The sequence below is a fragment of the Amycolatopsis sp. NPDC004169 genome, from assembly GCF_040610315.1.
Taxonomy (GTDB): Bacteria; Actinomycetota; Actinomycetes; order Mycobacteriales; family Pseudonocardiaceae; genus Amycolatopsis.
The window spans coordinates 225,664-246,344 of the sequence record NZ_JBEXMD010000003.1 but is presented as its reverse complement, the minus strand read 5'-3'; the positions used below and the strand labels follow the sequence as shown (position 1 = coordinate 246,344).

The following is a 20,681-nucleotide window of genomic DNA, read 5'->3' as shown; positions in this document are numbered from 1 at the left end:
TCCGCTTACGCCTTGTTAACGCGCCAGTAACTTCGGTCACGGGCTCGCCTCAGTGAGCCGCTTCGGAACCGGTACTGCACACGCAGCCGCGGTCGGTCGCCTGTCCGGTCGCGGCGCAGTAGCGGCGCGCGATCGCGTCGTGCGTGCCGAGCGGGTGCGGGCAGCTCGGGCACTGTGTGCCGGAGCGGGGCTCGGCCGGAGTGGCGGGCTGTGGCGTCGTCACGGTGCCACCTTCGCCTTCCGCAGGGGTTCGCTCACGGCGTGGAGGTGCTGCAGCACGTACCCGTACGAGCGGGCCCAGCCGCACTGGGCGTAGGAAATGTCGTGCCGGGCGCAGAAGTCGCGGACGATCTCCTGGGCGTGCTTCAGGTTCGGTCTGGCCATGCTCGGGAACAGGTGGTGCTCGATCTGGTAGTTCAGCCCGCCGAGGGCGAAGTCGGTCAGCCGGTTCCCGCGGATGTTGCGCGAGGTCAGCACCTGTTTGCGCAGGAAGTCCAGCTGGTGCCCGGCGGACAGCATTTCCATGCCCTTGTGGTTGGGCGCGAACGAGCAGCCCATGTACAGCCCCCAGAGGAACTGGTGCACCAGGACGAAGATGATCCCGGTCAGCGGCGACAGCACGATGAACACCGCGGCGAGATAGGCCGCCAGGTGCCCGATGAGCAGCACCGCCTCCAGCTTGTGCCGCCGGATGTCCCCGCGCCAGACCGCTTTCACGCTCGAGACGTGCAGGTTGAGCCCTTCGAGCAGGAGCAGGGGGAAGAACAGGAACGCCTGGTACTTCGCCACCCAGCGCAGGAACCCGCGCTTCCGCGAGCTCTGCGCCTTGCTGAACGCGGGCGCGGCGATGTCGACGTCCGGGTCCTCGTCCTCGTGGTTGGGATTGGCGTGGTGGCGCGCGTGGGTGCCGATCCACCAGCCGTAGCTCAACCCGGTGAGTCCACCGTGGACCAGCCCGGTCGCGTCGTTCGCCGCGCGGCTGCGGAAGATCTGCTTGTGCCCGGCGTCGTGGCCGATGAACGCCAGCTGCGCGAACACCATCGCGAAGAAAGCGGCGATGAGCAGCTGCCACCACGAGTCGCCCAGGTAGGCGAAGGCAACCCAGCCGCCGCCGAACGCAGTGAGGTTGAGGCCGATCCGCACGGCGTAGTAGCGCCGTCGCCGCTGTAGGAGTCCCGCCGCCTTGATCATCCGCGACAGCTCGGCGAAATCGCTACCGGGCGTCGCGGGAGTGTCCGAAATTCGCGTGGATGTCATCAACGCACCGCTCTGGCTAAGTCGTTAAAGGCTTGTCCAGCAACGGTTTCCAGCCTTGACGGGGTCTGGGTCCGGTTCGGGAAAGGGCACTGGGGCCTGGTCGCGGTGGTACCGCGTCGTGCGTCAAGCCTCTCACCCGGCGGTCTCCTTGGCAATTCTCCGCGAACCACCGAAGAGGTGTACAGTCGGCCACATCGGGATGACGGTGACCTACCACACACCCGAGGCCTTCCGGCCCATCACCTGGCCGGGGACAGGAGTCGAACCGGAGAACCCGTTCGTCCTGCAGCCGTGCCGGTCGTTCGACCGGCGAGCAGCCGCCCGCAGTCGCGCAATGGGACTGCCCGGGGCGCCCAACCAGGTTGCGGCAACGCGGTTCGTGTCCGGGAGACCCCTGTCATCGGGTGGCTCGTCGACGAGCCGGGGTGCGGCACCGCCGCCCCCCCCGACCCGCCGACGAGCCGCCATCACAGAAGGCCCCACGAGGAAAGCAGCCGGGAAAGGTGCGTCCGTTCGATGCTGGTCAGCAGCCGGCTCGGGGGGCGGACGTCCGGGCGGCACAGGCCGAGCCGGCCGAGGGCCTCCTTGACCACGCTGACGTTGTTGGCGTTGCCGTTGGCGGCGCGGAGCTCCTCGAACGGCCGGATCCGTTCCCAGACCGTCATCGCCGCCGGATAGTCCGCTGTGGACAGTGCGTGGAACATCTCCAGCGAGATCGCCGGGTCGACGTTCACCAGGCCGGACGTGAAGCCGGTGGCCCCGACGGCGAAGTAGCCGGGCGCGGAGAGCTCCGCCAGGCCCGCGATCCACACGAACCGGTCGAAGCCCGCGTCCCGGGCCACCGAGCCGAACCGCACCGGGTCCGGCACCGCGTACTTCACGCCGATGACGTTCGGCGCCGCCTCTCCGAGCGCGCGCAGCTGCTCACCGGCGATGGCCGGGTTGCGGACGTAGAGCACGACCCCGAGCTCCGGCACCGCCGCGGCGATCGCCGCGTGGTAGTCGACCCAGCCGTCGCCGGAGACGTACGGGTGCACCGGCTGGTGGATCATGAGCATGTCGGCGCCGGCCTCTCGCGCGTGCACCGCGGCTCGCGTCGCCGAAGAGACGTCGTGGCCGATCCCGGCGAGCACGCTCGCGCGGCCGGCCGCGGCCTCGACGGTGACCTCCAGGCACTGCCGCGCCTCGCTCGCGTCGAGCGCGTAGAACTCACCGGTGTTCCCGTTCGGCGTCACGACCTCGATGCCGCCGGTGACCAGCCGGTCCACCAGCTTCGCGTACGTCTGGCCGTCGACGGCGCCCTCGGCGTCGAACGGCGTGACCGGGATGGCCACCACCCCGGAAAGCCGCCGCCTCTGCTCCTCGAACGTCATCGGGCCCCCTTCGGATCGCCGGTCTCGGTGGTGCGCTCGCCGGGCAGCCCGAAGGCGATCCGGTCGATGAAATCGGTGATGTGCCTGCGCAGCAGGTGTTCGGCCTGCCGGGCGTTGCCGCTCTCGGCGGCGTTGAGGATCGCCCGGTGCTCGCCCGCCTCGCCCTGCCAGGTGGGGCTGATGCCCCAGCCGGTCACGGTGATCAGCGCGGCCCGGTCGCGCAGCCCGTCGAGGATTTCGACGAGCAAGGGGTTCCCGCAGCCGGCGTAGAGCGCGCGGTGGAACAGCCGGTTGGCCAGGCTGGCCTTCGCCCGGTCGTCGGCCGCCGCGCCGGTCTCGACCCCGGCCAGCACCTGCCGCGCTTCGCCGAAGTCCGCACCCCGCTCGACGGCCCGCCGGACGGCTTCGGGCTCCAGCAGCGCGCGCAGGTCGAACACCGCGTGCGCGCTCTCGGCGTCCATGACCCGCACCGCGGCGCCCTTGTACGTGCTCATCGTGACCAAACCGGAACCGGCCAGGATCCGCAGGGCCTCGCGCACCGGCGTCTTCGACACCCCGAGCAGGGCGCCGACCTCGGATTCGACGAGCGTTTCGCCCGGCCCGAACTCGCCGCTCAAGATCGCTTCCTTGACCGCGTCACGCACGAAATCCGTCCGCGAGACGGGCGGCGGCGGCCTCCGGGCCGAAGAAGTGCTCGCCACTGGCATGTCCGATCTGATATACGATGCGACATACAACATTATCATGGACGTAGGGAGCAGCCATGCACCGTCGCACCGGCTTCCGATTCCGAAGATTGCTGCCGGCGCTGAGCCTCGCCGCCGGTCTGGTGGCCTGCGGCGCGCCCGGCGGCGACGGCGGCCAGGCGGCGGCTCCCCAGGCCGTGCCGGACAAGCCGAGCAAGCCGGTCGAGCTGAACATCCTCGACGTCGCGGGCAACCTGCAGCTGACCAAGCAGATGATCGAGAACTTCAAGGCCGCGCACCCGGAAGTGCTGTCGAAGGTCACCTATTCGACGGCGCCCGCACCGAGCATGGCGGGCAAGCTGAAGGCCGAGCAGGACGGCGGCGTCGCCCAGACGCACCTGGTCCTGAGCGGCACCGACGGGCTTTCGGCGGGCATCGCCAACGGCACGCTGGCCAAAGTGCTGCCGGACTTCTCGGGCCGCTTCCCGAACCTGATGCAGAACTACCTCGAGCCCGCGGCCAAGATGCAGGAGCTGGCCAACGGCTACGGCATCGAGGTCGTCTACTACCCCTCGGGTCCGCTGCTGGAGTTCAACCCCGGCGCGGTGCCGGCCGCTCCGACGTCCCCGCAGGAGCTGCTCGACTGGGCGAAGGCGCACCCGGAGAAGTTCCAGTACGCCCAGCCGTCGAACTCCGGCCCGGGCCGGACGTTCCTGATGGGCTTGCCGTACCTGCTGGGCGACAAGGACCCGAAGGACCCGGACAAGGGCTGGGACAAGACCTGGGCGTTCCTGCAGGAGCTCGGCAAGTACGTGAAGTACTACCCGTCGGGCACCACCGAGACGATGAAGAACCTGGCGTCCGGATCGGTGGACATGATCATGTCGACCACCGGCTGGGACATCAACCCGCGCAAGCTCGGCACGGTGCCCAACACGGTCAAGACGGCGATCATGCAGCCGATGCACTGGGTCACCGACGCCCAGTACGCGCTCATCCCGAAGGGGCTCTCGCCCGACCAGGAGTCGGCGATCCTGCAGCTGGTGGCCTGGATGCTCAAGCCCGACCAGCAGGCGATCGCCTACGACGACGGGTACTTCTACCCAGGCCCCGCGGTCAAGGACGTCACCCTGCAGATGGCGCCGCAGAAGAGCCAGGACACGCTTCGGCAGTTCGGGCGCCCGGAGTACGAGCAGTGGATCGCCCAGTACCCCAAGGAGACGTCGCTGCCTGCCGAGCAGCAGGTCAAGGCGTTCGACAAGTGGAACCAGCTGGTCGGCGGCTCGAAGGTCGGCAAGAAGTGACGTTCGGGCAGCTGCGGCTGGACGGCGTCTCGCGCAGCTTCGGCACCGCGAACGCCCTGCGCGGCCTCGACCTCGCCATCGCCAGGGGCGAGTTCGTGGCCCTGCTGGGCCCGTCCGGCTGCGGCAAGTCGACGGCGCTCAACTGCCTGGCCGGCCTGCTGCCCCTGACCGCGGGCAGCATCTGGCTCGACGACACCCGCATCGACGGGCAGCCGCCCGAGCAGCGCGGGTTCGGGATGGTGTTCCAGAACTACGCGCTGTTCCCGCACATGTCCGTGCGGGCCAACGTCGGCTTCGGCCTCCGCATGCGCAAGGTCGGCCGCGCCGAGACCCGGCGACGGGTCGACGAAGCGCTCCGCTTGGTGCAGCTGACCGAGCACGCGGCGAAGTACCCCGCCCAGCTCTCCGGCGGGCAGCAGCAGCGCGTCGCCATCGCCCGCGCGGTGGTGCTCGAGCCGCCCGTGGTGCTGATGGACGAGCCGCTGTCCAATCTGGACGCCAAGCTTCGCCTCGAGATGCGGATGGAGATCCGCCGCCTCCACCAGACCCTCGGCCTGACGACGGTGTACGTCACCCACGACCAGGAGGAGGCCCTGTCACTGGCCGACCGCCTGGTGGTGCTGCGCGAGGGCACGGTCCAGCAGGTGGGCACGCCGGAGGAGGTGTACGCCCAGCCGGTGAACAGTTATGTGGCCTCCTTCATGGGGTATCGCAATCTGTTGGACGTGACGGTGACCTCCGCGGCGGCCTCATCGGTCACCGTGGAGGGCGAAGGAGTCCGCCTCACCGGCCGCGGCTCGCTCACGGAGGGCCCGGCGAAGGTGGCGATCCGCCCGGAGGACTTCGTGATCGGCGACGGGACGGAGAACGCCGTCGACGTGACGGTCGAGATCGTCGAGTACCACGGCCGCGAGCTGTCGGTCTCGGCCCGCCTGGGCACCGGCGTGCCGGTGTACTTCCGGACGGACAAGCGCCTCGCCCCCGGCGACACGGCGAGGATCGGCGTGCCGGCCGAGCGGGTCCTGGTGTTCGCGCCATGAGCGCCGGTGACGCGGTGAAGGTGCGTGCCGCACGCGGCGGAGGGTGCGCGGGCAGCACGCCGCGGGCCGGTGCCGGTCGCGTTGCGCGGGCGGGCACCGCTCAGGCCTGTGGCGTGGTGGCGGCCACCGCGAGGGTTGCCGCTGCCCGAGGTGCATCGGGATCGGCCGCGGGGAAGGCAGTTCAGGGCGCCGCGACATCCGCCGCCGCTCGGCTTGAGGTGACTGCGTCCGCGAGGTCCGCCACGGCCCGGCGTCCGTTGGCTGCTGCCGCGGGGTCCGCTGCCGACCCGCTTGCGTCGGCTGCTGTCGCGAGGTTCGCCGCCGCCCAGCTTGCGCTGGCTGGTGCCGCGAGATCCGCCACCACCCGGCTTGCGTCGGCTGGTGCCGCGTCTGGTGCGGGAGGTGCGGCATGACCGCCGTCGCGGCTGCTCGGCCGGCGCTCCGGCACCGCCTCGCCGAACGTGGCGTCGATCGGACCCTGCTGCTCCTGGTGCCCGGCCTGCTCGTCACCGCCTGCCTGTTCCTGTACCCCTTCCTCTACGGCCTCCAGCTCTCGTTCGCCCCGCGCAAAGGCGGCGTCTTCGCCAACTACGCGCGCTTCTTCAGCGACCCCTATTTGCGCGACACCATCTGGACGACGCTCGGCATCGCCCTGCCCGCCACCTTCATCAACGTGCTCGCCAGCATCCCGATCGCCTACGTGATGCGCGGCCGCGTCCGTGGCAAGCGCCTGCTGACCACGATCCTCGTCGTGCCGATCACGCTCGGCACGGTGCTCACCGCACAGGGCCTGATCATGTACGGCGGCCCGGCGGGCTGGCTGAACAAGATGCTCACCGTCCTCGGCGTCACCGACCAGCCGCTGCCGCTGATCCACAACTACACCGGTGTGCTCCTCTCCCTGGTGATCACCGGCTTCCCGTTCTCCTTCCTGCTCACGCTGTCCTATCTCTCGGGCATCGACCCCTCCCTGGAGAAGGCGGCCGCGACGCTCGGGGCCAACGGCGTCCAGCGCTTCCGGCGGATCACGCTGCCCCTGCTGGCGCCCGGCCTGGCGATCACCTTCTGCCTCTCGTTCGTCATGGCCTTCTCGGTGTTCCCCTCCGCCCAGCTCGTCGGCGACCCCGCGAACGAGACCCGCGTCATCTCGATCGCCGCCTACCACGCCGCGTTCGAGGAGTACGACTACTCGATGGGCTCGGCCGTGGCGATGCTGATGGCGGTGGTCATGCTGATCGTCATCGGCCTGGTCATGGCGTGGCGCGGCACGCTGTACCGCGGAGCGACCGGAGGCAAGGGATGACCGGTTGGGTCGCACGTCCCGGACGTTGGGTCGTCTGGACCGTCGTCGTGTTCTTCTTCGTCAACCTCGCGGGCGTCGTGCTTTCGGTGGTCGTCGACTCGTTCGGCACCCAGTGGTTCGGCACCTGGCTTCCGGACGGCTTCACCACCCACTGGTACGCCGACGCCTGGCGTGAGTTCGGCCTCTCGGACGTCCTCCTCACGACGGCGGTCGTCGCACTCGTGGTGATCGCCGTGTCGGTGGCGGTCGGCGTCCCGGCCGCCTACGCGCTGGCCCGCCGCTCGTTCCCCGGCAAGCGCCTCGTGATGCTGCTGTTCGTGCTGCCGATCCTGATCCCTCCCATCACCTACGGCATCCCGCTGGCCACCGTGCTGTACAAGTTCCACCTGGCCGGCACGACCACCGGCGTCATCCTGGCCAACCTCGTGCCTTCGGTGCCGTTCGTCGTGCTGACGATGACGCCGTTCATCGAGCAGATCGACCCGAAGATCGAGGCCGCGGCCCGCATGTCCGGCGCGCGGACCGTCTCGGTGTTCACCCGCATCCTCGGCCCGCTGCTGCTGCCCGGGATCCTGGCCGCCTCGATCCTGGTGCTGGTGCGCACGGTCGGCATGTTCGAGCTGACGTTCCTCACCGCCGGCCCGGACTCGACGACCCTCGTGGTGGCGCTCTACAACTCCGTGTTCGCCGCCGGTATCCGCGCCAACCAGTCCGTCGACGCCATGGCGGCCATCTACACCGCTTCCATGCTCGTGCTCCTTCTCATTGCGTTGCGGTTCGTGAACCCGACCCAGCTGGTGACCCGGATCCGGGAGGAGGCCTGACCCGTTCGCTCATGCGTTCGACTGTACCGCGAAAAGTCGAACGCATGATCAACACGATCGAGCGAATCCGCTGGTCTTGCGCCTCCCCCGAGGGGAGCTGCCAGGCTGGTGACATGCAGTATTCGATCGGCGAACTCGCTCACCGGACCGGCCTGACGGTCAAGGCCGTCCGGTTCTACTCGGATCGCGGCTTGGTGCCGCCGTCCGGGCGCAACGCCGCGGGCCAACGCCGTTATGACGACGCCGCGCTCGCCCGGCTCGACGTCATCCGCATCCTTCGCGACCTCGGAATCGACCTGGCCACCATCCGGCGGGTGATCGAGGGAGAGACCACCGTCGCGGAGGTGGCGGCGGAGCACGCCGTGTCGGTGGAGGCGCAGATCGGCGTGCTGCGCCGGCGAAGGGCAGTACTGAACGCCGTGGCGAACCGCGGCTCGCACCCCGAAGAGGCGGGGCTCGCGCACCAGCGGGTCCTGCTGTCCGAAGTGGAGCGGCAGTGCCTGATCGGTGACTTCCTCGCCGACGCCTTGGGCGATCGGCCCGAGCTGGCTGGAGTAGCCCGCACCCTGACCCCGGAGCTGCCCGAGCAACCCAGCCCGGAGCAGGCCGAGGCGTGGATCGAGCTGGCCGCGCTGATGCGGGACACGGAGTTCCGCGCGAACCTGCGCCGGCTCGCGGACGGCCACGTCGCGGGTCTGCGTCGCGACCTGGCGGCCGAGGTGCGGGACGCCGTCACCCCGGCCGTCATGGCCACGGTCGTGCCGAAGTCCCCGGCGGCGAAGGCGATCGTCGACGGTCTGGGGCGCGATCCCGGCGAGCTCCGGGAATGGCTCGGCGTCGTCAGCGATCCGCGCCGCGAGCGCTATGTGGAGCTATTGGGGGTGATCAACGGCTGGGCGGCACCGGAAAGCCTGGCTCCCGCATTCGACTGGCTGGCCGAGGCCATGGCAGCCTGACCGCGTCCCGGATCGAGGCCAGCGCGTCCTCCGCCGGTCGGGCGTCGAGGCGGCTTCCGTCCCGCAGCCGCACTGAAAGCTGTTCGGCGGCGACCTCCTGCGGCCCGATCACGGCCTGGTAGGGCACCAGCCGGCCGTCTCGGATCCGCGCGCCGAGGCTGCCGTCGGCGGCGATCTCCGCCCGGAGGTCACCGCACCGGTCCAGGACGGCTTGGGCGTACGGCAGCTCGGCGGCGGACACCGGCAGCAGCCGAAGCTGCACGGGCGCGAGCCAGGCCGGGAACGCACCGCCGTGGACCTCGATCAGCTGGGCGACCGCGCGCTCGACGCTGCCGATGATGCTCCGGTGGACCATGACCGGCCGGTGCTTCGCCCCGTCGGCGCCGACGTACTCCAGGCCGAACTGCGCGGGCTGGTGGAAGTCGACCTGGACGGTGGACAGGGTCGATTCGCGGCCGGCGCTGTCGGCGATTTGGACGTCGATCTTCGGCCCGTAGAACGCCGCTTCACCCTCGACGGCCTCGTACGGGAGGCCGTCCAGCACAGAACGGAGGATCGCCACGGCTTCATCCCATTTCCCCGGCACATACTTGCCGTCGGGGCCGGGAAGCGAAAGGCGGTAGCGGAGCGGGCTGATGCCGAGCGCGTCGTAAGCCTGCCGGATCAGGGCCAGCGCGGCGGCGGCCTCGGCTTCGACCTGGTCGAGGCGGCAGAAGACGTGCGCGTCGTTGAGCTGGATCGCGCGCACCCGGTTCAGGCCGCCGAGCGCGCCGGACAGCTCGGCCCGGTACATCCCGCCGATCTCGGCGATCCGCAGCGGCAGCTCGCGGTAGCTGCGGCCTCGGGAGCGGTAGATCAGCGCGTGGTGCGGACACAGGCTCGGCCGGAGCACGAGCTGCTCGCCGCCGACGTCCATCGGCGGGTACATGTCGTCGCGGTAGTGCGACCAGTGCCCGGAGATCTCGTACAGCTCGCGTTTGGCGAGCACCGGCGAATGGACGTGCCGGTAGCCCGCACGTCGTTCGAGGCCGTGGACGTACTCCTCCAGGCTGTGGCGGACGATCGCGCCGTCGGGCAGCCAGTAGGGCAGGCCGGCGCCGATCAGCGGGTCGGTACCGAACAGGCCGAGCTCGCGGCCGAGCTTGCGGTGGTCGGGCATGGTGGGCTCCCTCGTGGACGGCGAGGCGGGAGACCACAGAACGAAGCCCGGGGCACCCGCCCCGGGCTGGAAACGTCGTTCAGCGCGCCGGGACAGTCCTCGGCGTCGTCGTCTGTGCAGCGCGCTTCATGAGATCGACGGTAGCAGCGGCCACCAGTCGTTTTCAGGTCCCGAGGAACAGCTCCAGCTGCTCGACGACGAAGGCATGGTCGTCGGCCTGCGGAAGCCCGGACACGCCGACCGTGCCGACCGGCCCGACCCCGCGCACCAGCACGGGGAAGACGCCACCGTGGGCCGCGTACTGGTCCAGGTCGAGCCGGGAGTGCTCCTCGAACGAGCCGCCCTTGGCGCGGAACTGGGTCCCGATCAGGAAGGAGCTGTGGCCGTAGCGGTCGACGACGCGGCTCTTGCGGTCGATCCAGGCGTCGTTGTCGGCCGAGGTGCCGGGCAGTGCGGCGTGGAAGAGGCGCTGGCCGTTGCGCCGGATCGAGATCGTCACCGGGAGCCCGCGTTCCTGGGCGGCGTCCAGCATCTGCCGGCCGAGGGCGAGCGCGGTCTCGTTGTCGAACTTCGTGAACTGGAGGCGTTCCTCCTGCTCGGCGAGCTGGGCGAGGCGGTCGGCTTCGGTCATGACCCTATTAAATCAACACTGTTGTGTAATTACCAGGGGCGAACTCGGTCAGTGACAGCACGTTGCCGTCCGGATCGGGGAACCACGCGATCCGGCCGCCCGGCGTGGTCCAGATTTTGTCGGTGTCCTGTGGCACCGTGTCGTAGGTGAGGAACTCCACGCCACGGCCACGCAGCTCGGCCACCGCCGCCCGGATGTCCGGGACTGCCCAGCCGAGCACCGTGAACGGCTGCGGCGTGAACTCGGCGACGGCGGTGACACGCAGCATGGTGGCGCCGCTGCGGAAGACGCACGCGAAGGGGTCTGCTCGATGAACTCGAGCCCGGCGACATCCGTGTAGAAGGCGCGCGAGCGCTCGAGGTCGGTCGACGGTGCGAAGGCGACCAATTCCGCTGAGTTGAGCACGGCCTCACCTCTCGGTGGTGAACCTACCCCTCCGGCGGCTCGTTGACCTGGGGACGAGGAGGTGACGCATGGGCCGGATCCGTCGCCGCACGGTGCTGGGCGGCGCGGCCGCGGTCACGGCGGCCGGCGCGCTGTCCGCGGCCTGCGCACCGGCGCCGCGGAAGGGCACGATCGAGGACGTCCGGCACGTCGTCGTGCTGATGCAGGAGAACCGGTCGTTCGACCACTACTACGGCACCATGGCCGGCGTCCGCGGCTTCGGCGACCGCGCGGCCCTGCGTGACGTCTTTCGCCAGCGCGGTGACAAGGGCGGCCCGGTGCAGCCGTTCCGCATCGACACGTCCGTAGTGGACGGTCAAGACCTCGGCGAGCTGCCGCACGACTGGAACAGCACGCACCGCGCGTGGAACGACGGCGGCTACGACCGCTGGATCGCGGCGAAGACGCCCATGACGATGGGCTACTTCACCGGCGACGACCTCCCGTTCCAGCACGCTCTGGCGAGCGCGTTCACCCTGTGCGACCACTACTTCTGCTCCATCCAGGGCCCGACGCACCCGAACCGGCTCTACCACTGGACCGGCACGATCGACCCCGACGGCCTCGCCGGTGGTCCCGCCACGCACAACGCGCCGGACTACGAGCCCTCGTTCCGCTGGACGACCTACCCCGAGCGGCTCGAAGCAGCGGGCGTCTCGTGGCGGATCTACGCGAACGACGAAGAACGCGGCGTTCCCGAGCACTTCGTCGGCGACTATGGCGACAACCCGCTCTGGCTGTTCCAGAACTTCCACGACGCGCTGTACTCGATGGACCCGGTGAAGCGCCGGCTGGCCGAGCGCGCGAACCTGCGCAAGAAGCTCCTCCCCGACTCGGGCAAGGGGAAGGACCTCGACCACGTGCTGGCGGACTTCCTCGCGGACTGCGCGGCCGGGACGCTGCCCGAGGTCTCCTGGGTGGTGGCCCCGTACGGCTACTGCGAGCACCCCGCGGCCCGGCCGGTCGACGGCGCCGCGTACATCCAGCGCATGCTGAAAGCGTTGTGGGACAACCCGCAGCTGTGGGAGTCGACCATCGTCTTCATCAACTACGACGAAAACGACGGCTTCTTCGACCACGTCGTCCCGCCGACGCCGCCGCCCGGCACCCCCGGCGAGTACCTGCCCGGGAACCGGCCGGAGAAGGGCAGGCCGTCCGGCGCGCCCGTCCCGATCGGGCTCGGCCCGCGCGTGCCGATGACCGTCGTCTCGCCGTGGAGCCGCGGCGGCTGGGTGAACTCGCAGGTCTTCGACCACACGTCGGTGCTGCGCTTCCTCGAAACCTGGACCGGCGTCCGCGAGCCGAACATCTCGGCCTGGCGCCGCACCATCTGCGGCGACCTGACCAGCTGTTTCGACTTCCGCAACCCGGACACGACCATCCCGCTGCTGCCGGACGCGGCCGCGTTGCGCGCCGAAGCCGACCGGACGCAGCGACGGCTGCCGAAGCCCGGGCTGGGGCCGGCTGCCCTGGTGCAGGAGCCCGGTACGGCGAAGGCGCGCCCACTGCCGTACCAGCCGGTCGCGTGGGTCACCGCCGAGGCGAACGTCCTCAGGCTGCACCTGGCCAACCACGGGACGCACGCGCTGCAGCTGGCCGCGTACGCCTACCACGCGGGCGGGACGTCACAACGCTTCGACGTCGGCTCGAAGAGCGAGCTGACCGGCGAAGTCGCGCACAGCGGGACGTACGACGTCGCCGTCCACGGCCCGAACGGCTTCATCGTCGAGGCCTCGGGTGGCCTGGGCCTCGACGCGGTCGTCACCTACACCGGTGCGCCCGCACTGCGGGTCACGGTGACCAACGGCGGCGCGGCACCGGTCACGCTGAACGACGTCACCCTGCCCCCGGGCGGCACGCACGACTTCCCGGTGCCGACGAGCAACGGCTGGTACGACGTCACGTTCGAGAACCTCGGCTGGCGCCGCCGCTTCGCCGGCCATCTGGAAGACGGCAGGCCGTCGCGGACCGGGCCCTAACGCAGCGCGTCGAGCGCGAACGCGGCGAGCATCGCGACGCCGCTGGGCATCGCGTCCTCGTCGAAGAGCACGCGGTTGGAGTGGTTCGCCGCCGCCTCCGTGGGGTCGACGCCGGGCGGGCACGCGCCGAGGAACGCGTACGCGCCGGGAACGCGTTGCAGGACGTAGGAAAAGTCCTCCGCGCCCATCAGGGGGTCGGCGAGCAGCTCGACGTTGTCCCGGCCCAGCACGGCCGCGCCGAGCTCCAGCACCTCGGCGGCGATCCGGTCGTCGTTCACCGTCACCGGGTAGCCCGGCTCGACGTCGGCGACCACGCGGCAGCCGTAGGCCGCGCCGACCTGCTCGCACACCGCGGGCAGCTCGGCGCGGACCAGCGCGCGCGTCTGCTCGGACAGCGTGCGGATGGTGCCTTCGAGCTCGGCGGTCTCCGGGATGATGTTCGACGTCGTCCCGGCCTGGATCCGGGTCACCGAGAGCACCGCGGGGTCGAACACGCTGACCCGGCGCGTGATCATCGTGTGCAGCGCCCCGACCATCGCCGCCGCGGCCGGCACCGGGTCGATCGTGTACTGCGGCGCGGAGCCGTGGCCGCCCTTGCCGGTCACGCGCACGTGGAACGAGTCCGCCGACGCCATCAGCGGACCGGGCCGCAGCTGCAGCAGCCCGGAGCGCGCGTTGGCGAGGATGTGCACGCCGAACGCGCGCTCGACCCGCGGGCCGGCCGCGTCGAGGACGCCTTCGTGGATCATGAACCGGGCGCCGTGGTGACCCTCCTCACCCGGCTGGAACATGAAGACGACCGACCCGGCCAGCTGCTCCCGCCGCTCCGCGAGCAGCCGCGCGGCCGAGGCCAGCATCGCGACGTGCGTGTCGTGCCCGCACGCGTGCATCGACTCCGGGTCCTCCGACGCGAAGTCGAGGCCGGTTTCCTCGGTCAGCGGCAGCGCGTCCATGTCGCCGCGCAGTAGCACCGCCGGACCGGGCCGCGCGCCGCGCAGGACGGCCGTCAGCGACGTCGTGGCCTTGCCTTCGGTGATCTCGAGCGGCAGGCCGTCGAGGGCCTCCCGGATCACCGCCTGCGTGCGCGGCAGGTGCAGGCCCTGTTCCGGGTGGCGGTGCACGGCCCGCCGGAGGGCGACCGTGCGGTCCTGCAGCGCCCGCGCGTCGTCGAGGAGCCCGGCGAACGGCGTGCCGGGCAAGGTGGGCAGGTCAGTGGGGCCGGTCATGGTCCCGATAGTGCCGCATGCGGCGCTTCGGGCGCACCGTGCGTGCGCGAGATCGACCGGCGGAATACGGTGTGCGCATGGCGGTGGAAGAGCCGGTCACGGGCTTCGCGGTGGCTGTGGTCCGAGAAGACGGTCGGTGGCGGTGCAGTGCGCTGGACCCGGGGGCGTTGACCGAGCTCGACGCGGCGATCACGGAACTGGGCAAACTACGTTCCACCGGCGCGAGCTTCGGGCTGCTGGCGGTCGACGACGAGTTCTTCGTGATCGTCCGGCCGAGTCCGCGGGGGCCGTCGTTGCTGCTCTCGGACGCGGCGGCGGCGCTGGACTACGACATCGCGGCGGACGTCCTCGACGTCCTGCGCGTCGACCCACCGGACGAGGAGGACGACTCCGTCTGGCCCGAGGGCGACCTGGAGATCCTGGCCGACCTGGGGCTGCCCGGGCCGGAGCTGGAGGTCATCGTCGGCGAGGTCGACCTGTACCCGGACGAGCAGCTGCAGATGGTCGCGCAGCGCTGCGGGTTCGGCAGCGAGTTCGCCAAGCTCCTGGACGAGCTCTGAGACGCCCTTCCGACACCGAGGCCGTGGAGGCCGCGCTGGAAGCGGCGCGGGCCCCAGGCTCGGACGTGCCGATCGGGGCGGTGGTGTTCGGCCCCGACGGCGTCCCGCTGGCCGCGGCTCGCAACGCGCGCACCGAGCTGGGCGACCCGACGGCCCACGCGGAGATCCTGGCCCTCCGCTCGGCGGCAACGGCGGTCGGCGACGGCTGGCGGCTGGAGGGCTGCACGCTGGCGGTGACGCTGGAGCCGTGCACGATGTGCGCGGGCGCACTGGTACTGGCCCGGATCGAGCGGCTGGTGTTCGGGGCATGGGAGCCCAAGACGGGCGCGGTGGGCTCGCTGTGGGACGTGGTCCGCGACCGCAGGCTCAACCACCGGCCCGAGGTCCACGGCGGTGTTCTGGTGGACGAGTGCGCGGGGCTGCTGGAGACGTACTTCGCGACCCGCCGCTGAGCTAGCGGACCCCTCGTGAGGGGTGCCGAGGGCCTCCGGTATTGTTCTCGGCGGTGGCGTGTCCGAGCGGCCGAAGGAGCACGACTCGAAATCGTGTGACGGCTAATCCCCGTCCGTGGGTTCAAATCCCACCGCCACCGCTCTTTTCACCAGACGCCCGGTGATCCTTTCGAGGACGCCGGGCGTTCTGCTGTCCCGGCTCGGATGGCCTGGGTAATGCATCGTCCCTCCGATGCGATCTCACCGCGGCCTCACGCGTTGGTACGCGACCATCTGCCGCAGTGTGGCGATCGAGCTACCGAAAACCATCGAAACGGTTTCCGCGCTTTGCCTCGCCGGCGCGGCGGGGCGAAGCACAGCACTGGTCACCTGCCGCCAAGCGAGGACGCCGGGCGTTCTGCTTTGGTAAGAAGTGCGGCATGCAGGTGTGGCTCGCGCTCTTGTCCCTGGCCGGCGTGCTGCTCGGCGGTGGGCTCTCCTACCTCGTGCAGACCAGCGTGCAACGCCGCAACGAGCGCAGTGAGCAGCGGCGGCTGGCCGCCGAGCGGGCCGAGAAGCGGCGTGAAGAGCAGCTTGACCTCCTGCGTGAGTTCGTCCGCGTGGCCCAGCAGGCCGAACGGGCGGCCGAGGATCGTGCGGAGGAGCCGTCCTGGAAGTCAGCTGCCCTCGATGTCGTCGATGAGCTCTGGGTGTGCGAACGGATGATCCACGTCCTGTTCTCCGGCCGCCTGCACGGCCTGGCCCGTGCCTACGTGAAAGCGCTGGACCACGTCCTCTGGCAGGAGCCGGCCGAAGGGTCGCTCTGGGACCACCTCAAGGGCCCGAAGGTCGCCTTCCTCGATGCTGCGCGGGATGAACTGGGCGCTTGACTTGAAGGGCTCTTGAAGTGTGAGCGTGGACGGCACCAGCTGATCACGAGGAGCGCACCCATGACCGTTCTCGTCACCGGCGCCACCGGCCACACCGGACGCCACGTCGTCGCGGGGCTGAGGGCCGCCGGCGTCGGCACCCGGGTTCTCGTCCGGGACCGTGCCAAGGCGCCGTCCGGCGTCGAGGTCGTCCAGGGGGACATCACCGCCCCCTCCGAAGCCGCTGATGGTGTCGACGCCGTCTATCTGCTCTGGCCGCTCTTCGCCGCCGATGGCATCGCACGGACCCTGGAACCGTTCCAGGGCAGGAAAATCGTCTACCTCTCCGCGATGTCCGCCGAACACGGCGGCGTCTGGGGAGACGTCGAGGCCGCCGTCGAAAGGGTCACCGACGACTGGACCTTCCTCCGCGTCACCGGCCTGGCTTCCAACGCGCTCGCCTGGGCGCAGCAGGTCGGCACCGGCGTGGTCCGCGCCGCTTACGGGCAAGCGAAACGGTCCGTTGTCCACGAACGCGACGTCGCCGACATGGCCGTCAGGGCGCTCACCGAGGACCACGCGAAGCAGACCTACCTCGTCACCGGCCCGGAAGCCATCGCGCAGGCCGAGCAGGTGCGGCTCATCGGCGAGGCGCTCGGAAAGCCCGTCACGTGGGAAGAACAGCCGCCGGAAGAGGCGATTGCGCAGCTGAGCCGGTACCTGGGTGCGGATTTCGCCGCCAGTGCGGTGCACCACTGGGCGTCACTCGTCGAGGACCCGGAACCCGTTTCGCTGGACGTCCCCCGCGTCACCGGACATCCCGCGCGGCCCTTCGCGGAGTGGGCCCGCGAGCACTTCAGCTGAGCTCGACGACCGGGGCCGTCAACGGCTCCAGCTCGGCCGCCAGCGCGGTCAGCGCCGCGACCTTGTCCTGCACGGCCCGGACCACCGCCGCGCACGTGGCGCCGACCTCGCTCACCACCTCGGCCGAGCGGTCGCCCGCCAGCACCGCGTCGATCGATGGCGAGGCGGCGGACGCGAGCTCGGACACCTCGTCGGCGGCGGCCACCGCCAGCTCGTCCAGCCGGTCGGCGATGCGGGCGCCCAGCGCCGCCGTGGCCGCGGCCGCGCGGGCCGCCTCGGCGTACTGACCGTCCACTGTGTCCGCCCAGGTGCCGAAAGTCTCGGCGCTGCCGCCGGTTTCGGCGCGCTCGACGCCGGCGCGGAACTCCTCCTGCGCCGACGTCACGCCCAGCGCGCCGGCGTCGACCGCCGAGGCGGACGTGCGGATCGACGCCGGTGCGCAGTCGAGGTGCCGCAGGGCCGCCACCGGGTCCGCGACGCCGAGCCGTCCGGCCGCCGCGCGCAACGCGGCCAGCCGGGCCGCGGCCGACGACAGCGCCGGGTGTTCGAAGACCTCAGCGGTCACGGGGCCACCGCTAACCGCCCCCGGAACCCGGTGCTCCGGGTGCTGACCGCCGCCATGCGCAGCCGGCCTGCCAGGTCGGACGTCGCGTCGCCGAGGACGCGTGCGTCCGCCTCGCGCGCCGCCAGCGCCGTGGCCCAGCGCGCGGTCAGCTCACGCGCCTGCGGCGAGATGCCGAACGGCGTCGAATCGACGCGGGCTTCGGCGAACCGTCCCGCCGCCTTGTCGTCGGCGGCCGCGGCCTGGTCCAGCAGGTCGGCCGCGGCGCGGAGCCGGTCCGGGTAGATCCGCGAGCCTCTGCCTTCCGGCATGGGGACCTCCGTCATCAAGGGCGCTCACCCGATCGGGGAAGATCTTGCCTCATGCTCCCGAGCCGCCCGCATCGCGGTGACCTGCGGCGTTGCCCGCGTTCCACCAGGTGGACGTCTTGACCGCACCTCGGGAAGAAAGCGACCATGGACACATGCCCGCCACCTCGGAAAGCACGCCGATCCGGGTCTTCGCGCGGTCGATCGGGGAGGGCGTCGTGGCGCTCCTGCTGCGCCGCGGCCGCCTGGGTTCGCCGCCCGCCTGACGCAAACCGGCGTCCGATTCCCCCGAAACCCTTGGAGCGCAACCATGTCCGTAGACGTTCCTGCCCGGATTCAGCTGCGCGAGGCGGTCACGCCCGCGGATGGCATCGTCGAAGGCCCCCGGATTCTCCGGGAACCGCAGCAAAAGCCGTACGAGCGCTTCGCCCTCCGCCCGCTGGGCCGGGTGATCGGGGCCGAGGTCGACGGCGTCGACCTCGGCGCACCGGTGGACCCCGGCCTGCGCGAAGAGCTCAACGACGCCCTGCTGGCGTGGAAGGTGCTGTTCTTCCGCGACCAGGACATCACCTCGGCGCAGCAGCGCGCGTTCGCCGCGAACTGGGGCGAACTGGAGACCAACCCGTTCATCCCGCAGGGTGAGGACGAAGCCGTCACGCGCTTCGAGCGCACCGCGGCCATGCCCGGCTACGAGAACATCTGGCACACCGACGTCACCTGGCGGCCGGAACCGGCGCTGGGCTCGGTGCTGCGGCTGATCGAGGTGCCGCCCGTCGGCGGCGACACGATGTGGGCCGACATGGCCGCGGCCTACGACAACCTGCCCGAAGACGTCCGCGCCCGCATCGACGGGCTCACCGCGGTGCACGACTACCTCCCCGGCTTCGACCGGTTCTCGGATCCCGCGCTGCTGGCGCGGTGGCAGGACCGCTTCCCGCCGGTGACGCACCCGGTGGTCCGGACGCACCCGGAGACCGGGCGGCGCACCCTGTTCGTCAACCAGGCGTTCACCACGCACATCGTCGGGCTGGACCGCGCCGAGAGCGACCGGCTGCTGCGGTACCTGTTCCTGCAGGCTCACACGCCCGAATTCCAGGTCCGGTTCAGCTGGCGGCCGAACTCGGTGGCGTTCTGGGACAACCGCGCGACGCAGCACTACGCGGTCAACGACTACCACCCGCACGTCCGGATCGCGGAGCGCGTCGCCATCGCGGGCGACCGGCCCTACTGAGCCGTAGCCTGGACGCATGACCGATGAACCCAAGGCAGTGGTGACCGGTTTCCTCCAGGCCCTCGAAGACCTCGACGTCGACCGCGCGCTGACGTTCGCGGCGAGTGACATCGTGTACCAGAACGTGCCGTTGCCGCCCGCCCGCGGCATCGCGGCCTTCGAAAAACAACTGCGGGCGATGGCCAAGTACGGCTCCGGGTTCGAGGCGAGGACCCACCACATCGCCGCGGACGGCAACGTCGTGCTCACCGAACGCACCGACGTGCTGCGCCGCGGCGCGTGGGAAGCGGAGTTCTGGGTGTGCGGCACGTTCGAGGTCGAGGCGGGCCGGATCGTGCTCTGGCGCGACTACTTCGACTGGACGACGGTGCTCGCCGCGAGCGCGAAGGGTGCCGGTCGGGTGGCACTGGCCGGCGCGCGGACGCTGCTCGGCAAGTACCGGACGAGGCAGGCGGTGCGCTAGACCCGGTGCTCGCCGCGGTCGTGGTCCCGAAGGTCCACGACCGCGGCTATCCCCAGCACCAGCACGAACACGCAGCTGAGAACAATCAGCCCCCACATGATCGTTCTCCCTCCCCCCGTGTCGTGCCGACCGCGAGCTGTCGGGGAGTGGTCTGTGCCACTTTTCCGGCGGCTCACGCAGACCGTACCGCCGCTTCACGCCGGTTGTTCCCAGCCTTGACCTTCATTTAAGGCAGATGCGCCGGATGGGTGACAGGGTCGTGTCCGGCTGTCACAGAGCAGGCGCAATCCGTTACGCGCCAACGGATACCGATGCGATTCCGCTCTGGACGGTCACCTTCGTGGAACGCTGCGCCGAGACGTCCGCGACGTACCGCAGCACCATGTCCGCTTCGTCCCCGGCGAGCGGCTCGCACTGGCCGTCGGCACTCCGCCGCACCGGGATCAGTTCGAGCCGCAGTTCCTCGCCGAACATGCAGCCGGCCAGCAGCCCGTCCGACCGGTCGGCGAGGAGGTTGCCGAGGCCGTAGAGGATCGGGCGGCCGCGGTAGACCTCGACGGCCTGGATGGTGTGCGAGCCGTGTCCGGCGACCAGGTCGGCGCCGGCGTCGATCGCCGCGCGGCCGTATGTCACCTGGTACTCGGTCAGGTCGGCGCCCGGGAGGCCCCAGTGCATCGAAACGACGACGTGGTCGTGGGCGGCCTTGGCCGTGCGGACGTCGTCGACCAGCCGGTCCAGGTGCTCGGGTACGGGCAGGGTCCGGACGAGCGGCAGGCGGCCCGGGATCTCGGCGACGTGCGGGTCCGGCTGGTACGCCGTCGTCGCAAACGCTTGCGCGACCCCGGCGAATTCGGCGGGCGCGGCGAACGGGCGGCGAAGTGACGTGTACGCGAGGAATGCGACCGTTTCGCCGGATCGCTCGACTACTGCGGGCGTGTGCGCCGCGCCGCAGTGCGCGATTCGGGCCTGCTCGAGGACCGCGAGGCTCGCCGGTGGGTGCGGGGCGTCGTTGGCGACCGAGACGACGTCGACCCCGGTCGACCTGAGCGCTTCGGCCGCCGCCGCGTCGACGGGGCCTTCGAGGTTCACGAACCGGACGTCGGCGCCTTCGAGCAGCGGTTTCAGCCGGTCGAACGGGGCCGCGGAGGCGGTCCGGGCCGGGATGGTGACGTCTCCGCCGAGGACAAGCGTGATCACGAAACCTGCTCTGC

General features: G+C 70.7%; 23 protein-coding genes and 1 tRNA gene. 13 read left to right on the top strand and 11 right to left on the bottom strand.

The features are described 5' to 3' along the window. Positions 1-49: 49 nt before the first annotated feature. The 4 genes from ABZX11_RS05795 to ABZX11_RS05780 form a co-directional block, all read right to left on the bottom strand. Complete coding sequence (locus ABZX11_RS05795) at positions 50-223, bottom strand: RGCVC family protein (RefSeq protein ID WP_354910247.1); 174 nt, start codon at positions 221-223, stop codon at positions 50-52. Next, a complete protein-coding gene (locus ABZX11_RS05790; RefSeq protein ID WP_354910244.1) occupies positions 220-1,257 on the bottom strand; it encodes an acyl-CoA desaturase in 1,038 nt (345 codons plus the stop codon). The genes ABZX11_RS05795 and ABZX11_RS05790 overlap by 4 nt, the downstream gene beginning before the upstream one ends. A 467-nt stretch (positions 1,258-1,724) precedes the next feature. Then, complete coding sequence (locus ABZX11_RS05785; RefSeq protein WP_354910242.1) at positions 1,725-2,630, bottom strand: dihydrodipicolinate synthase family protein; 906 nt, start codon at positions 2,628-2,630, stop codon at positions 1,725-1,727. Then, positions 2,627-3,331 (bottom strand): GntR family transcriptional regulator, encoded by a 705-nt coding sequence (locus ABZX11_RS05780; RefSeq protein WP_354910469.1) that lies wholly within the window; start codon positions 3,329-3,331, stop codon positions 2,627-2,629. The genes ABZX11_RS05785 and ABZX11_RS05780 overlap by 4 nt, the downstream gene beginning before the upstream one ends. A gap of 62 nt (positions 3,332-3,393) precedes the next feature. Between ABZX11_RS05780 and ABZX11_RS05775 the strand changes: the two genes are divergently transcribed. The 5 genes from ABZX11_RS05775 (at position 3,394) to ABZX11_RS05755 (ending at position 8,743) form a co-directional block, all read left to right on the top strand. Continuing rightward, positions 3,394-4,620, top strand: a complete 1,227-nt coding sequence (locus ABZX11_RS05775; RefSeq protein WP_354910240.1) for an extracellular solute-binding protein — start codon at positions 3,394-3,396, stop codon at positions 4,618-4,620. Continuing rightward, positions 4,617-5,660 carry an ABC transporter ATP-binding protein gene (locus ABZX11_RS05770; RefSeq protein WP_354910238.1) on the top strand — a complete coding sequence of 348 codons (1,044 nt, stop codon included), beginning with the start codon at positions 4,617-4,619 and terminating at the stop codon, positions 5,658-5,660. Before ABZX11_RS05775 ends, ABZX11_RS05770 begins: the two co-directional genes overlap by 4 nt. 409 nt (positions 5,661-6,069) lie before the next feature. Then, the gene (locus tag ABZX11_RS05765; RefSeq protein WP_354910235.1) at positions 6,070-6,963 is read left to right on the top strand and encodes a sugar ABC transporter permease; all 894 of its coding nucleotides are present in this window, start codon (positions 6,070-6,072) and stop codon (positions 6,961-6,963) included. Further along, complete coding sequence (locus tag ABZX11_RS05760) at positions 6,960-7,787, top strand: ABC transporter permease subunit (RefSeq protein WP_354910233.1); 828 nt, start codon at positions 6,960-6,962, stop codon at positions 7,785-7,787. Before ABZX11_RS05765 ends, ABZX11_RS05760 begins: the two co-directional genes overlap by 4 nt. 113 nt (positions 7,788-7,900) lie before the next feature. Beyond that, positions 7,901-8,743: a MerR family transcriptional regulator gene (locus ABZX11_RS05755; RefSeq protein WP_354910231.1), complete on the top strand. Its 843-nt coding sequence runs from the start codon at positions 7,901-7,903 to the stop codon at positions 8,741-8,743. Here ABZX11_RS05755 and thrS read toward each other — a convergent pair. The 3 genes from thrS to ABZX11_RS05740 all read right to left on the bottom strand — a co-directional run bounded on the left by thrS (position 8,673) and on the right by ABZX11_RS05740 (position 10,801). Continuing rightward, positions 8,673-9,902 carry a threonine--tRNA ligase gene (gene thrS / locus ABZX11_RS05750; RefSeq protein WP_354910228.1) on the bottom strand — a complete coding sequence of 410 codons (1,230 nt, stop codon included), beginning with the start codon at positions 9,900-9,902 and terminating at the stop codon, positions 8,673-8,675. The two genes, ABZX11_RS05755 and thrS, sit on opposite strands and share 71 nt — an antisense overlap. Positions 9,903-10,065: 163 nt before the next feature. Next, entirely contained in the window at positions 10,066-10,533 is a 468-nt protein-coding gene (locus ABZX11_RS05745; protein ID WP_354910225.1) for a heme-degrading domain-containing protein, read from the bottom strand. A 7-nt stretch (positions 10,534-10,540) separates the two neighbouring features. Continuing rightward, positions 10,541-10,801, bottom strand: coding sequence for a hypothetical protein (locus ABZX11_RS05740; RefSeq protein WP_354910223.1), 261 nt, complete (start codon positions 10,799-10,801; stop codon positions 10,541-10,543). A 205-nt stretch (positions 10,802-11,006) separates the two neighbouring features. Between ABZX11_RS05740 and ABZX11_RS05735 the strand changes: the two genes are divergently transcribed. Next, positions 11,007-12,956: a phosphocholine-specific phospholipase C gene (locus ABZX11_RS05735; protein WP_354910221.1), complete on the top strand. Its 1,950-nt coding sequence runs from the start codon at positions 11,007-11,009 to the stop codon at positions 12,954-12,956. Here ABZX11_RS05735 and ABZX11_RS05730 read toward each other — a convergent pair. Then, positions 12,953-14,182 carry a M20 family metallopeptidase gene (locus ABZX11_RS05730; RefSeq protein WP_354910219.1) on the bottom strand — a complete coding sequence of 410 codons (1,230 nt, stop codon included), beginning with the start codon at positions 14,180-14,182 and terminating at the stop codon, positions 12,953-12,955. The genes ABZX11_RS05735 and ABZX11_RS05730 overlap by 4 nt on opposite strands. A 77-nt stretch (positions 14,183-14,259) precedes the next feature. On the opposite strand from ABZX11_RS05730, the gene ABZX11_RS05725 reads away from it, so the two are divergent. The 5 genes from ABZX11_RS05725 to ABZX11_RS05705 all read left to right on the top strand — a co-directional run bounded on the left by ABZX11_RS05725 (position 14,260) and on the right by ABZX11_RS05705 (position 16,906). Next, positions 14,260-14,742, top strand: coding sequence for a tRNA adenosine deaminase-associated protein (locus tag ABZX11_RS05725; RefSeq protein WP_199198884.1), 483 nt, complete (start codon positions 14,260-14,262; stop codon positions 14,740-14,742). Between the two features lie 23 nt (positions 14,743-14,765). Further along, positions 14,766-15,194, top strand: a complete 429-nt coding sequence (locus ABZX11_RS05720; protein ID WP_176174195.1) for a nucleoside deaminase — start codon at positions 14,766-14,768, stop codon at positions 15,192-15,194. 52 nt (positions 15,195-15,246) lie between these two features. Further along, positions 15,247-15,334 (top strand) — tRNA-Ser (locus tag ABZX11_RS05715). 279 nt (positions 15,335-15,613) lie between these two features. Then, positions 15,614-16,063, top strand: coding sequence for a hypothetical protein (locus tag ABZX11_RS05710; RefSeq protein WP_354910216.1), 450 nt, complete (start codon positions 15,614-15,616; stop codon positions 16,061-16,063). Between the two features lie 60 nt (positions 16,064-16,123). Beyond that, positions 16,124-16,906, top strand: coding sequence for an NAD(P)H-binding protein (locus ABZX11_RS05705; protein WP_354910214.1), 783 nt, complete (start codon positions 16,124-16,126; stop codon positions 16,904-16,906). On the opposite strand, the gene ABZX11_RS05700 is transcribed toward ABZX11_RS05705, so the two are convergent. Continuing rightward, positions 16,899-17,471, bottom strand: coding sequence for a hypothetical protein (locus ABZX11_RS05700; RefSeq protein ID WP_354910211.1), 573 nt, complete (start codon positions 17,469-17,471; stop codon positions 16,899-16,901). The two genes, ABZX11_RS05705 and ABZX11_RS05700, sit on opposite strands and share 8 nt — an antisense overlap. Further along, positions 17,468-17,779, bottom strand: a complete 312-nt coding sequence (locus ABZX11_RS05695) for a hypothetical protein (RefSeq protein ID WP_254897075.1) — start codon at positions 17,777-17,779, stop codon at positions 17,468-17,470. Before ABZX11_RS05695 ends, ABZX11_RS05700 begins: the two co-directional genes overlap by 4 nt. A gap of 307 nt (positions 17,780-18,086) precedes the next feature. Between ABZX11_RS05695 and ABZX11_RS05690 the strand changes: the two genes are divergently transcribed. Beyond that, positions 18,087-19,007 carry a TauD/TfdA family dioxygenase gene (locus ABZX11_RS05690; protein WP_354910208.1) on the top strand — a complete coding sequence of 307 codons (921 nt, stop codon included), beginning with the start codon at positions 18,087-18,089 and terminating at the stop codon, positions 19,005-19,007. Positions 19,008-19,023: 16 nt separating this feature from the next. Then, positions 19,024-19,470 carry a limonene-1,2-epoxide hydrolase family protein gene (locus ABZX11_RS05685; RefSeq protein ID WP_176174201.1) on the top strand — a complete coding sequence of 149 codons (447 nt, stop codon included), beginning with the start codon at positions 19,024-19,026 and terminating at the stop codon, positions 19,468-19,470. A 291-nt stretch (positions 19,471-19,761) separates the two neighbouring features. On the opposite strand, the gene ABZX11_RS05680 is transcribed toward ABZX11_RS05685, so the two are convergent. Beyond that, positions 19,762-20,667 carry a CapA family protein gene (locus tag ABZX11_RS05680; protein ID WP_354910205.1) on the bottom strand — a complete coding sequence of 302 codons (906 nt, stop codon included), beginning with the start codon at positions 20,665-20,667 and terminating at the stop codon, positions 19,762-19,764. Positions 20,668-20,681 lie beyond the last annotated feature (14 nt).